Source organism: Streptomyces cyslabdanicus (genome assembly GCF_052663305.1).
Map to the genome: position 1 here is coordinate 1 of NZ_JBQRUW010000014.1, position 11,580 is coordinate 11,580.

The 11,580-nt window shown below is 74.4% G+C and carries 11 protein-coding genes and 1 pseudogene; 4 read left to right on the forward strand and 8 right to left on the reverse strand.

Translation table 11 applies throughout. The features are described 5' to 3' along the window. Positions 1-75 precede the first annotated feature (75 nt). On the reverse strand, positions 76-1,803 hold the full coding sequence (gene polX / locus ACTYVM_RS09940; RefSeq protein WP_445525551.1) for a DNA polymerase/3'-5' exonuclease PolX: 1,728 nt from the start codon (positions 1,801-1,803) through the stop codon (positions 76-78). A 303-nt stretch (positions 1,804-2,106) separates the two neighbouring features. Here polX and ACTYVM_RS09945 point away from each other — a divergent pair, with 303 nt between their 5' ends. Further along, a complete protein-coding gene (locus tag ACTYVM_RS09945; RefSeq protein ID WP_445525552.1) occupies positions 2,107-2,751 on the forward strand; it encodes a protein-L-isoaspartate(D-aspartate) O-methyltransferase in 645 nt (214 codons plus the stop codon). Between the two features lie 40 nt (positions 2,752-2,791). On the opposite strand, the gene ACTYVM_RS09950 is transcribed toward ACTYVM_RS09945, so the two are convergent. Next, the gene (locus ACTYVM_RS09950) at positions 2,792-3,532 is read right to left on the reverse strand and encodes a PP2C family protein-serine/threonine phosphatase (RefSeq protein WP_400028407.1); all 741 of its coding nucleotides are present in this window, start codon (positions 3,530-3,532) and stop codon (positions 2,792-2,794) included. 251 nt (positions 3,533-3,783) lie between these two features. Here ACTYVM_RS09950 and ACTYVM_RS09955 point away from each other — a divergent pair, with 251 nt between their 5' ends. After that, positions 3,784-4,902 (forward strand): baeRF2 domain-containing protein, encoded by a 1,119-nt coding sequence (locus ACTYVM_RS09955; RefSeq protein ID WP_445525553.1) that lies wholly within the window; start codon positions 3,784-3,786, stop codon positions 4,900-4,902. A 53-nt stretch (positions 4,903-4,955) separates the two neighbouring features. On the opposite strand, the gene ACTYVM_RS09960 is transcribed toward ACTYVM_RS09955, so the two are convergent. Further along, positions 4,956-5,537, reverse strand: a complete 582-nt coding sequence (locus ACTYVM_RS09960) for an Rv1733c family protein (protein ID WP_445525554.1) — start codon at positions 5,535-5,537, stop codon at positions 4,956-4,958. A 281-nt stretch (positions 5,538-5,818) separates the two neighbouring features. Between ACTYVM_RS09960 and ACTYVM_RS09965 the strand changes: the two genes are divergently transcribed. Next, entirely contained in the window at positions 5,819-6,232 is a 414-nt protein-coding gene (locus ACTYVM_RS09965; protein WP_400028413.1) for an Hsp20/alpha crystallin family protein, read from the forward strand. 108 nt (positions 6,233-6,340) lie between these two features. After that, entirely contained in the window at positions 6,341-7,237 is an 897-nt protein-coding gene (locus ACTYVM_RS09970) for a universal stress protein (RefSeq protein WP_445525555.1), read from the forward strand. A gap of 49 nt (positions 7,238-7,286) precedes the next feature. Here the strand turns inward: ACTYVM_RS09970 and ACTYVM_RS09975 are convergent, their stop codons facing one another. From ACTYVM_RS09975 to ACTYVM_RS09995, 5 genes and pseudogenes are all read right to left on the reverse strand, one after another. Beyond that, a complete protein-coding gene (locus tag ACTYVM_RS09975; protein WP_445525592.1) occupies positions 7,287-7,676 on the reverse strand; it encodes a CBS domain-containing protein in 390 nt (129 codons plus the stop codon). Between the two features lie 111 nt (positions 7,677-7,787). Continuing rightward, positions 7,788-7,919 (reverse strand): annotated as a pseudogene (locus ACTYVM_RS09980) (CBS domain-containing protein); the annotation flags it as partial. A gap of 73 nt (positions 7,920-7,992) precedes the next feature. After that, the gene (locus ACTYVM_RS09985; protein WP_445525556.1) at positions 7,993-8,448 is read right to left on the reverse strand and encodes a cyclic nucleotide-binding domain-containing protein; all 456 of its coding nucleotides are present in this window, start codon (positions 8,446-8,448) and stop codon (positions 7,993-7,995) included. 201 nt (positions 8,449-8,649) lie between these two features. Then, the gene (locus tag ACTYVM_RS09990) at positions 8,650-8,907 is read right to left on the reverse strand and encodes a DUF1876 domain-containing protein (protein WP_400028419.1); all 258 of its coding nucleotides are present in this window, start codon (positions 8,905-8,907) and stop codon (positions 8,650-8,652) included. A 198-nt stretch (positions 8,908-9,105) separates the two neighbouring features. After that, the gene (locus tag ACTYVM_RS09995) at positions 9,106-11,415 is read right to left on the reverse strand and encodes a heavy metal translocating P-type ATPase (RefSeq protein WP_445525593.1); all 2,310 of its coding nucleotides are present in this window, start codon (positions 11,413-11,415) and stop codon (positions 9,106-9,108) included. Positions 11,416-11,580: the final 165 nt, after the last annotated feature.

Here is an 11,580-nt window from a genome sequence, read left to right on the forward strand (position 1 = left end):
CCCCCCTCGTGTTTGCGATGTCCACCCCCCCTGTTTCGTCCCTCCACCCCCCCGGGCCGCCCGGCCCGGGGTGCCTCAGGCGGCCCGCTCCTTGCGCAGGAAGCGGCGCAGTCGCCGCAGCGGCCAGGTGTTGATCACGTCGTCCGGGGTCAGCCACCCGCGCTGTGCCGTGCCGATCCCGTAGCGCAGGTAGGCGAGGTGGAGGAGGGAGTGGGCGTCGGAGTCGACGGCGAACTTCGCCCCGTGGCTCCGGGCCCGCAGGACGTCCTCGTCGCTCAGGTCGAGACGGTCCGGCTGGGCGTTGATCTCCAGGGCCGTGCCGGTGCGGGCGCAGGCGGCGAACACCTCGTCGAGGTCGGCGTCGATGCCCGGCCGCCTGCCGATCAGACGGGTGGTGGGATGGCCGATGACATGGACGCGGGGGTTCTCGCAGACGCGCACGAGCCGCCGGGTCATCGCCTTGCGGCTGAGCCCGAAGTGGGAGTGCACCGAGGCCACGCAGAGGTCGAAACCCGCGAGGAACTCGTCGGGCCAGTCCACGTCCCCGTCCGGGCCGATGTTGAGCTCGGTGCCGTGCAGCACCCGCATTCCGCGGTGCCGGCCGTCCAGCGCGCGCACCTGCTCGCGCTGGGCGAGGGCCTTCTCCTCGGTCATGCGCTGCATGGCGAGGTCGGGCGCGTGGTCGGTGACCGCGTAGTACGCGTAGCCCCGGTCGGCGGCCGCGGCGACCATCTCCTCCAGCGGGGCGAGACCGTCGGTGAGGTCGGTGTGGGTGTGCAGGTCACCCTTGACGTCGTCCTCCGTGACCACCTCGGGCAGCTCGCCGCGCAGGCCGGCCTCGATCTCGCCCCGGTCCTCGCGCAGCGTGGGCGGGATCCACGGCAGGCCGAGCCTCGCGTACACCTCGTCCTCCGAGCGGGAGGCGACCCGTTCGCCGCTCTCGGCGTCGAACAGACCGTACTCGGAGAGCTTCAACCCCAGGTGGACGGCGATCGTCCGGGTGCGGATGTTGTGCGCCTTGGAACCGGTGAAGTACTGGAGCGCGGCGCCCCAGGAGTCCGGGCGCACCACGCGCAGGTCGACCTGGAGGCCCGTGTCGGTGCGGATCGAGGTCTTCTTCGCGCCGTGCACGACGACCTCGCCGGTCGAGGGCAGCTCGGTGAGCGCGTCCATGAAGGGCGCCGAACGCTCGGCGGCGACGAGGACGTCGATGTCCCCGATGGTCTCCCTCATGCGGCGCAGCGATCCCGCGAACGCGCACTGCGCGCACCCGGTGATCCGGGAGAGCTCGGCGACGACGTCCTCGGCGGACTCCATGGCGGTGCCCAGTGGGATCCGCTCCCCGGCCTGCCGCATGAGGGCGATGCCGTGCAGGATGTTCTCCTCGGTCTTCTTCCCGAAGCCCTTCAGGTCGCGCAGCTTCTCCGCCCTGATCGCGTCGGTCAGCTCGGCCACCGAGGAGATGTGCAGGTCCTCGTAGAGGGTCATCGCCTTCCTGGGTCCGAGGGTGGGGATGGTGATCAACTGCCGTACGCCCGCCGGAATCGTGGCCCGCGTCTCCTCCACCACCGTGACGTTGCCGGTGCGGAAGTACTCGACGACCTTCTCCGCGATCGACCTGCCCACGCCCGGGATCTCCTTCAGACCCGCGACATCGAGGCGGGAGACGTCGGCGGGGTGGCCGCCGATCGCGCGGGCGGCCTTCTCGTAGGCGCGCGCCTTGAACGCGTCGCCTCCGGTGATGGCGATGAGGTCCGCGTACTCCTGAAGGAGTGCCTCGACCTCCTCGTTGGCCCGAACCACGTCTCTCAGTCTAGTGTCGCGGCGGGCAACGTTTGCCCGTCAAGGAGCGGCGTCCGGTGCGTGCTCTGGGGGTCCCCCCTGCTCGAAGAGCTTGGGGGAGTGCCGGCCGGAAGTCCGCGTACTGGATGTACTTGGGCTTTCGGCCGGTGCGGCGAGAGGGCGTGCCGGGCGTCGCGACGGGGCAAACGTTGCCTGTCGCGGCACTTGGAACCGACCGGTCCGGCGGGCCAGGTGGGACGATGACTGCGAGGGCGCCAGTGCGACGGCACGCTCGCCCTCCGACCGCGCAGGGGAAGCAGTGCGATGTCCGGAGCCGCCCATTCGGCCGAGGCTCTCGTCCGGGCCGTTCGAGCCGCCGGTGTCCGCGACGAACGGCTGCTCGGGGCCGTACGCGCCACGCCCCGGGCGGCGTTCGTGCCCACCGGTCACCGCGCCGACGCCCACCGCGACATCCCCCTTCCGATCGGCCACGGACAGGTGACCACCCAGCCCTCGCTCTCCGCCCTGATGATCGACGGCCTCGCGCTGAGCGGGGACGAGCACGTCCTGGAGGTCGGTACCGGACTCGGCTTCCAGACCGCGCTGCTCGCCACCCTGGCCGCCGACGTCGTGACCGTCGAGCTGCGGCCGGACCTCGCGGAGCAGGCACGGCGCAACCTGGCCGGCCAGGGCCTGCGGAACGTCGAGCTGCGGGTCGGGGACGGCAGCGGCGGAGTGCCGGAGCGTGCTCCCTACGACGCGGTCGTCGTGTCCGCCGCCTTCCCGGAGGTTCCCGCGCCGCTGTCCGCGCAACTGCGGCCGGGCGGCCGCCTCGTGCAGCCCGTCGGGCCCGGCGGCAGGGAGCAGGTCGTGTCCTTCCTGCGCACCGCGAGGGGACTGGAGCCGCGGCGGGTGCTCACGCCCGCGTGCTTCGTGCGCCTGCGGGGGCGGTACGGCTTCGACTCCTGAGTCCTTCGAACATCCTTCGGGAACGGGGCCCGCGGGGAGGTCACCGGTCCACGATCCGCACCACCGCGAGCGTGATGTTGTCGGGTCCTCCGGCCGCGATGGCGGCCTTCCACAGTTCGAAGGCCGCCCGGCCGTCGTCGAACTCCCGCAGCAGCTCGACCAGGACGTCGTTCGGCACCGGGTCGGTCAGGCCGTCGGTGCAGATCAGGTACCGGTCGCCCGGGGCCAGGGGACAGGCCGTCACATGCGGGGTGACGGCGTGGTACGTCCGGGCGCCGCCGAGGGCCTGGGTCAGCAGCGACGTCGTGCGCTGCCCCGGCGGGGTCGGCGGGTTGTCGTCCACGCTGACCTGGAGCAGCCCGTCCCGGGGCGCGGCGAAGATCCGGCTGTCGCCCACGTTGAACGCCAGCAGCGACCCGGGCAGGACGACGGCGCCCGCGACGGTGGTGCCCATCGTGGCCGGACCGTCGCCTTCTGCGGCGGTGTACACCCGTCGGTTGCAGGCGTGCAGCACCTCGCGGACGTCGTCCTCGTCGCTCAGGGCGGGCCCGGCCAGAGCGAGCTGCCGGACCACCAGGGCACTGGCCACGTGGCCGCCGGGCTGGCCGCCGATCCCGTCGGCCACCGCGACGACGAGGGGCGTACCGAGGGGGAACACCAGCGTCTGCGGGTTCTCGGTCACCGTGGCGCACAGGGTCCAGGGTCCGGCGACCAGGCTGTCCTCGTTGTGGTCGCGGATCAGTCCCGGATGGCTCAGCGCACTCACAGCGACGTACGTCATCACAGGCCACCGCCTTCCCCTGCCCGTCCGGGCGGATCGCGCGCCGACTCCATTGTCCTGTGGCCCGCCGGGCCGTGCAGCCCGAGCCGCCGGAGCCGCCCTCGACCGCGCCGGGCGTGGGGACGGCAGGCGGGTCGGATCGGTGCGAGACTGAGGGCGTGGGTGACTGGCGGGCCGGCCGGGAGTTCGCCAGGAGGCCGCCGTGGGCGGCTTCGGGTGGGCGCGGGGCGGCGGGGCAGTCGGGAGCGACCATGAGGCTTTCCTTTCTCGAACCTCTGTACAAGCAGTCCGGTCCGTTCGCGTCGGTGTATCTGGACACCTCCCGCGACAGCGCCGTCGCCGATCCCGACGCGGCCATAGCACTGCGGTGGCGCCGTCTGCGGGACGCCCTGACGTCCGAGGGGGCGGACGGGGGCACCATCGCCGCGGTGGCGGACCTGTTGGGCAGCGACACGGAGGTACCCGGCACTCACGGGCAGGCGGTGTTCACCGCGCACGGCCAGGCGGCCCTGCTGGACGAGCTGCCGGCCCCGCCGACGCGGGACACGGCCCACTTCGGAACGCTGCCGGACACCATGCCGCTGATCGTCCAGCACGCGCCCGGGATCCCGTACCTGGCGGTGCGCGTCCGCTACGGCGGACGTCATTCCACCGAGGCGACCGGCACCGTACGCGTGGACGCCGAGGCCGGCACCTGGCCCCTGACCAAGGTCGCCCCCGGGCGCCGCCTGCACGAGGAGGTCCCGGCGACCGACTGGCCCCGGGCGGCTCAGGTGATTGGTCAGGAACTGGAGGGCCACGCACGGCGCATCGACTGCGAGGCCGTGGTCGTGGCGGGTGACGTCTGGGCCCGCGGCATCCTCGTCAACCGGCTTCCCCAGTCCCTGCGCGGACATGTCACCACGGTGGAGGACACGGGGGAGGCGGTGCCGGGCCGGGCCGTGCTGGAGCAGCGGCTCGAGAGCCTCTTCAGCGGACGTATGGCCGCACACGACCGGGGCCTGCTGGACGTCTTCCTGGCCCAGCGGGCACAGGGCGGAGCGACGGCCGAAGGACTGTCAGCCGCCGTGTCGGCGCTGCAACGGGGCCGGGTCAGGGCGCTGTTCCTCAACAACCACCCCGAGTCGCCCCGGCGCCTGTGGGTTGGCCCGGAACCCGGCCAACTCGCCCTCACCGAAGAGGAGTTGCACTCCTACGGCGTTCAGGACGTGCGCGCGGAGCGCGCCGACGCGGCGCTGACCCGGGCCCTGGTCGGCACGCGGGCGGAACTGGTCCTGGTGCCCGAGCGGGAGGTGCGGCTGCACGAGGGCGTGGGCGTCCTGCTCCGCTATCCGCTGCCCCGGAACGGCCAGGGCGTACCAGGGACATGACGGCCATCATCCTCAACGGCCGGGCAGCACGGGGGACATGACGACCGTGGTCCTCAGCGGGCCGCGCGGCCCCACTGCGGTCCGACCTTGCGCCATTCCGCCTCCCAGGCGCGGGCGCGGCGCCGGTCGAGTGCGGCACGGGCCGCGCACCATCCGCCGCCGGCCGCCCCCGCGAGGGCGAGCGACACCATCGCGCCCGTGGCGGCCGCCTGCGTCGCGGCCTCGGACGGGGTCAGGGGCGGGGGTGTGACCCGGTGGTGCGGATCGGTCCAGACCACGATCCGGTCGCCCGCCGCGAGGGTGGACGCGACCGCAGTCCGGTCCTCGTGCCGGGTACCGTCCGGTGCCGTCCAGCGGACGGTCCCCATGACCCGGTCGCCCGGCGCCGCCACGGTGGCGCCGGGCGAGCGCTCGGTGCGGACCAGCACGGCGGTGGCCGTGTGCCGCTCCACCTGCTGCCGGGCGAGGCCGTCCGCCGTCGCCTGTCCGACGACCACCCCCGTCAGCGGAGCGCCCACCACGACGACGGCCCAGGTGGCCAGCAGGACCCAGCCCTCGATCACGTCCTCGCGCCGGCGCATCGGGTTGCGCCGCCACCGCCACAGCGGGCGCCGGACGGATGTGTTCGCCCTCATGGCTGCTCCCTCCGGTCCTGCGACCGCCCCCGGGTCCCTTGTGCACCCCCGGCCCGCCGAGCAGACGGTCGCCCGAACGACTGCCTCCACTTTCAGCCTGACATCCTCGTGGCCGTCCCGCCCGGGGCCGCCCGACCACGGGCACACCGGCCGTTCGTCCCCGCCGGGGCGGGACCTCGGGCCCACCGCGCCCGCCACCCGCCGGGCCGGTCGGCCCCCCTCCGCCGCGGCCCGGACGCGCGAGACTGGACAACGGGACAAGACGAAGGGAGGCGGGTGACATGAGCGGCGTGATCGAGCGGCTGCCCGGCTGGCCGACGTTGCCCGACCTGTTCGGATGGGTGGAGGCAGGGGGCCCGAACGCCCCGGCACTGCACGGCATCCGGATCGAGGAGCACATGAGCGACGGCTCGTACGTGCTGCGGGCCGAACTCCCCGGCATCGACCCGGCGAAGGACGTCGAGATCACCGTCGAGGAGAACATGCTGACCCTGCGGGCCGAGCGCATCGAGGAAAGCACGCAGAAGCACCGCACGGAGTTCCTCTACGGCACGTTCGCCCGCTCGGTCCGGCTGCCGGCCGGTGCCCGCGGCGACGAGGCGAACGCGGAGTACAAGGATGGAGTCCTGACCATCACGGTCCCGGTCCCGGAGGAGAAGACGGGTACCAGGACCATCCCGGTGCGGCACGCCTGAGCAGGGGCGCTGCACCACACCGGGGTGCGCGACTGGTGTGACGCCGGCCGCGCACCTCGCCGGGGCACGAGCGAGGGGACAGCGAGGGGACGAGGGAAGGTGACCGTCATGCTGAGACCTGTCGTGGCCGGCCTGGACGGTTCGCGGGAGAGCCTCGCCGCGGCCCACTGGGCGGCCAGGGAAGCCCTCAGGCGAGGGCTGCCGCTTCGGCTGGTGCACGCCTGGGAAGGCCTGCCCGACACCGCCCAGGGAGCGGACCTGCCCGAGATGCGCGTGCCGCAGTCCCGCGCGCGGAGGATGCTGCGGGACACCGTCGACCAGCTCACCGCGTCGTACCCGCGGCTGGAGCTGTCCGGCGAGCAGGTGCGCCGCCGGCCGGGTCCCGCACTGCTCGACGAGGCACAGAACGCCGAACTGCTGGTCATCGGCAGCCAGGGGCTCGGCGCGGTCGGAGGCTTCGTCCTCGGCTCGGTGGCCATGGCGACCGCGCTGCACGCCGAGCGACCCGTCGTCCTCGTACGAGCGGGGGAGAGCGCGCAGAGCGAACACCTCCCGGACGCCTTCGGACGTCCCACGACCCTGACCGCACTCCGCGACGTGGCGGTCGCCGTCGACACCGACGGCCCCTGCGACGCCGTCCTGGACTTCGCCTTCCGCACCGCCGAACTGCGCAGGGCGCCCCTGCGGGTGGTGCACGCCTGGCACGTGCCGCTGAGCCACGGGCTGCCGGACGCGCGGACCCGCGGATCGCTCAGGCAGGAGGCGGAACGGCAGCTCACCGCGTTGCTGGAGCCCTGGCGGCGGAAGTTCCCCGCCGTGTACGTGGCCGAGACCCTGCACGAGGGGCGTCCGGCCCACGTTCTGCCGCGCGCCGTGAGCGGGTCGGCCCTGCTGGTGGTGGGCCGCCGCAGGAGGCACCCCGGAGTCGGCGCCCACGCGGGTCCGGTCGCGCACGCCCTCGTCCACCACGTCACCCGGCCGGTCGTGCTCGTACCGCACGACTGACCCGCACGACTGCCGCGGCCTTGACGCGGGCGCGTTGAGGCCGTCGAGGTCAGCGCGGCTCGGCCGGCGTCGCGCCGCTCGTGAGGTCGCAGTCGACGTCGACAACGCCCTCGACGGCCCGTACCAGGCGGGCGGCCACGGGCACCAGCGAGGTGTCCCGGATGCGGCCGGTGAGGGTGACCACGCCGTCGCGGACACTGACCTGGACGGGTTCGGGCGGGGCGGGGAAGAGCGAGGAGACGATCTCCCGGCGGATCTCCTCGGCGAGTTCGTCGTCCGACCGCAGGAAGACCTTCAGCAGGTCGCCCCGGCTGACCATGCCCTCCAGCATTCCCTCACTGTTGACGACGGGCAGCCGCTTGACCCGGCGCTGGGCCATGATGCGCGCGGCCTCGGCGAGCGTGGCGTCGGGGTGCACGGTGACCGCGGGGGAGGTCATCAGCTCCCCGGCCGTCACGGCGCCCGCCTTGGCCAGGTCAGGCAGCCGGCGCAGCTGGGTGAACCGGTCGGGGTCGCTGTCGCGGAACTCCTCCTTGGGCAGCAGGTCGGCCTCGGACACGACCCCGATCACGCGCCCTTCGCCCTCGAGCACCGGAACGGCGCTGACCTTCCACTGCGCCATGAGACCGATCATCTCCTTGAACGGGGCGTCGCGGCCGACGGCCACGACCGTCTGCGTCATGACGTCGCTCACGGTGTGCGGGCTGCCGTGCACGGTCTCCTCCTCGGAACGTGGGTGCGGTCGCGGGTGGGGTTCACCGGCCCCCGCTGCCGTAGGGGGCGTACAGGTCGAGCAGCCGGATACGGGCCGCGTGCAGTCGGTGGGCGACCACACCGCCGACCCAGACGGCGACGGCGTGGCCGAACTCGGGATCCTCGCCGCACAGCTTGCGCACCGCCTCGGCGTCGAACTCGTAGGCCCGCACCGGGCTCGTGGCCTCGGCGCCCAGCTGCCACACGTAGGGCGGGAAGTGCCAGGACCAGCCGACCAGTTCGCCGTGGCCCAGCGACTCGATGACGGCGGCGCTGCGGCCCGGTACGTGCAGGTCGAGGGCGACGGTGCCGGTCCGGATGATCCAGAACCGGTCGGCGTGCCGGCCCTCGTGGAACAGACGGGCACCCATGTCGAAGGAGGACTCGCGGGCGAACCGCATGAGCCGCGCACGGTGCTCGGCCGGAAGGGCCGCGGCCCGGGTGGTGGTGGAGGTCATCGCTCCGGCTCCTCTCGTTCCTGCCGCCCTGCTCGGTCGGCGAGTTCGTCGTGCGGCACCGCGGCCTCGCGCCCGGTGGGTCCGGCGATCTGTGTTCAGCCTCTTCCCGCACGGCCCGCGCCGCCACGGGCCGCTCGGGCCCGCCAGGGGGCCCTTCGGCCCCAAAAGGACCCCGTCCGTCCGTCGCCGCGCGGGCGTCCGTCAGGCCGGCGCGGGTCCGGCCAGCTCGACGATGTCGTCGGAGGCCACGTCGTGCAGCCGGATGGAGAGGTCCTCCAGGGCCCTGCTGACGGCGAGTTCGTCCCCGATCTCGGGAATCGGACGGTCGATCGGGTTGCGTCGGGCCACGCCCCGGCCGGTGACGATCGACGTGTCGCGGGTGGTGAGGACGGCACGTGCGTGGGTGTCGTCGCCGTCCTCGGTGATGTAGATCTGCACGGTCCACTGCTTGGCTTCCATCGTGACCACTTCCGTGCGCGTTCCGTACGGGGCTGTCCCGCCCCGTACGAGGCCCGGTACCCGTACGAGGCTTTCCCGCCACTTCTCACCTTGCGCGCACGCCCGCGCCCGCGCCAGAGCCGAAAGGCCCACCCCGGCCGGCCGGCCGACCGCCGTCCGCCACCCGACAGACGGGGTGGCAAGGGCCACGGGGCGGGATCACGGGGCGAGTGAGAAGTAGTTCTCCTCCTCCTGGGCGAAGTGCAGGCGCAGCACGGTGTGCAGGCCGTAGAGGCAGGCGAGCAGGTCCTCGGACTGCTCGGACGTGAGGGCGCCCTCGGCGTCGGCCAGCGAGAGGTGCGTGGCGATGCGCCGGGAGAGCCGTTCGATCTCGGCGTGCGCCCGGCTCATGGTGGCGGTCGCCTCGGGTCCGCCGAGCAGGGGCGTCAGGGCCGGGTAGAGCTGGTGCTCCTCGGCGTACTCGTGGGGCAGCAGCCGCTCGGTCAGCAGCCGGTGCACCTCACGCACCGACGTCAGGGCGTCCGGGCCGGTGCGTGCGGTGAGCCGGGCCGCGGCCGCGCGCACCGCCTCCACGACGTCCCGCAGATCGTCGTGCTCGGCGGCGAAGCGGCGGATGAGCGCCTCGGTGGCGGGTTCGAGCGCCGGCCGGCCCGCCCGGTCCACGCGCAGGGCGCGCAGCGCGTTGAGGATCACCACGACGTCGATCCCCTCCTGGAGCAGGGCGCCCACCGCGGGCGGCAGCAGTCCGAAGGCGGCCGCGGCCATGGCGGCCAGCGACATCAACATGCCCCCGAGGGCGCTCTGCACGGCGATGCGCCGTGCCCGCGCCGCGACCGCCGCCGCGTCGGCCAGCCGGTCCAGGCGGTCGGTGGTCAGGACGATGCCGGCGGCCTCGGAGGAGGCGGTGGCTCCGCGCGCCCCCATCGCCACACCGACGTCCGCGGCGGCGAGCGCCGGTGCGTCGTTGACGCCGTCCCCCACCATCACGGTGACCGCGCGCTTCTGCTCGGCGCGGACCGCGGCCACCTTGCCGGCCGGGGAGAGTTCGGCGTGCACGCCGTCGAGCCCGAGGACGGCGGCGACCTCACGGGCGGGCTCGGGCCGGTCCCCGGTGAGCATGACGATCCGCTCGATGCCCGCCGTGCGCAGCCGGCGCAGCGTCCGGGAGGCGTCGTGCCGCACCGGATCGCGCAGGAGCACGGCACCGACGGGACGGCCCTCGACCGTGAGCCAGGCCACCGCGGCGCCGTCCAGCATCGCCCGGTTCTCCACCGCCCGGGCCCACCCGGGAGCCGCCGCGCCGGCGGGCAGCCGGCCGATGGTGGCCCCGCGCCCGCCGACGACGCCGGAGATCCCCCGGCCGGCCTCCTCCACCACCTCCAGCGCCACGCCCGGGTCCAGCCCGCGCTCGCGCGCCGCGTCGACGATGGCCCGTGCCAGGACGTGCGGCGCGTACTGGTCGAGGGTCGCCGCCAGGTGCAGTACGTCGGCCGGCTTCCAGCCGGGCGCCGCGGTCACGTCGACCACGCGCGGCCGGCCGCCGGTGAGCGTTCCGGTCTTGTCGAGCAGCAGCGTACGGGCCCGCCCCAGGTTCTCCAGGGCGCCGCCGTCACGGACCACCACGCCGAGCCGGGAGGCACGGGACAGGCCGGAGACGATCGCGACCGGGGCGGCGAGCAGCAGGGGGCACGGCGTGGCCACCACGAGGACCGCCACCGCCCGCACCGCGGACCCGCTGAGCAGCCAGGCCAGTGCGGCGGTCGCCACGGACAGCGGCAGGAACCAGGCCGCGTAGCGGTCGGCCAGCCGGACGACGGGGGCCGACTCGGCGCCCGCCTGCCGGGCCAGCCGTACGATCTCGGCGTACGTGCTGTCCTGCTCGGTCGCCGCGGCCCGCATCTCGAAGGCGGCACCGGCGTTGACCACACCGCTGCGCACCTCCTGCCCCCGCGCCCGCTCGACGGGTGCGGCCTCGCCGGTGAGCACCGACTCGTCCAGCACGGCCAGGGCGTCCACCACCCTGCCGTCCACGGGGACGACCTCGCCCGGACCCACCACCAGCAGGTCGCCGACGCCGACCTCGGCGAGCGGCACCGTGCGGACCGCGCTCCCGGTGCGGCGGCGGGCCGTGCGGGGCGCGTGCTCCAGCAGGGCGACCAGGTCGTGGGAGGCGCGTCGCTCGGCCGCGGCCTCCAGGGTGCGGCCGGTGGCGAGCATCAGGGCGATCAGCGCGCCGGCGAGGAACTCGCCGACCGCCAGGGTGCCGCCGAGCGCCAGTACCGCGATCAGGTCCACGCCCGTACGCCCCTGACGGAGCGCGGCCACCACCCAGCCCAGCGCGGGCACGACGGCGGCGACGGTGCCGAGCCCCCAGCACACGTCGGCCAGGCCGGGGTTCCCGGACAGCCAGGCGACGCCCCCGGCGACCAGGGCCGCCGCGGTGACGGCCAGGAGCACCGGCTGGAACTCGGCGGTGGTCGGGGTCAGTGCCCTGGCCAGGCGGCGCAGCGACCACCTCGGGGTGCCGCGGCTCCCGGCCGGAGCGCTCACGGGAGCCGCCGTGCGCGGCTCGGCGGCGGGGCGGGGCGGCGGGGGAGCACCGTGGCCGCCCGCGCGGTGCGGCGGGCGGGTCCGGCGACGGCTCCCGTCATGGCGTACCTCCTGTCGCGGGCG

What these genes read in the sequence shown, in the direction of transcription:
- ACTYVM_RS09990 (WP_400028419.1), bottom strand. Translation starts at nt 8,907, where the DNA reads ATGGAAGCCAAGCAGTGGACCGTGCAGATCTACATCACCGAGGACGGC.
- ACTYVM_RS09970 (WP_445525555.1), top strand. Translation starts at nt 6,341, where the DNA reads ATGCTGAGACCTGTCGTGGCCGGCCTGGACGGTTCGCGGGAGAGCCTC.
- ACTYVM_RS09985 (WP_445525556.1), bottom strand. Translation starts at nt 8,448, where the DNA reads ATGACCTCCACCACCACCCGGGCCGCGGCCCTTCCGGCCGAGCACCGT.
- ACTYVM_RS09945 (WP_445525552.1), top strand. Translation starts at nt 2,107, where the DNA reads ATGTCCGGAGCCGCCCATTCGGCCGAGGCTCTCGTCCGGGCCGTTCGA.
- ACTYVM_RS09965 (WP_400028413.1), top strand. Translation starts at nt 5,819, where the DNA reads ATGAGCGGCGTGATCGAGCGGCTGCCCGGCTGGCCGACGTTGCCCGAC.
- ACTYVM_RS09975 (WP_445525592.1), bottom strand. Translation starts at nt 7,676, where the DNA reads ATGACCTCCCCCGCGGTCACCGTGCACCCCGACGCCACGCTCGCCGAG.
- ACTYVM_RS09955 (WP_445525553.1), top strand. Translation starts at nt 3,784, where the DNA reads ATGAGGCTTTCCTTTCTCGAACCTCTGTACAAGCAGTCCGGTCCGTTC.
- ACTYVM_RS09960 (WP_445525554.1), bottom strand. Translation starts at nt 5,537, where the DNA reads ATGAGGGCGAACACATCCGTCCGGCGCCCGCTGTGGCGGTGGCGGCGC.
- ACTYVM_RS09950 (WP_400028407.1), bottom strand. Translation starts at nt 3,532, where the DNA reads ATGACGTACGTCGCTGTGAGTGCGCTGAGCCATCCGGGACTGATCCGC.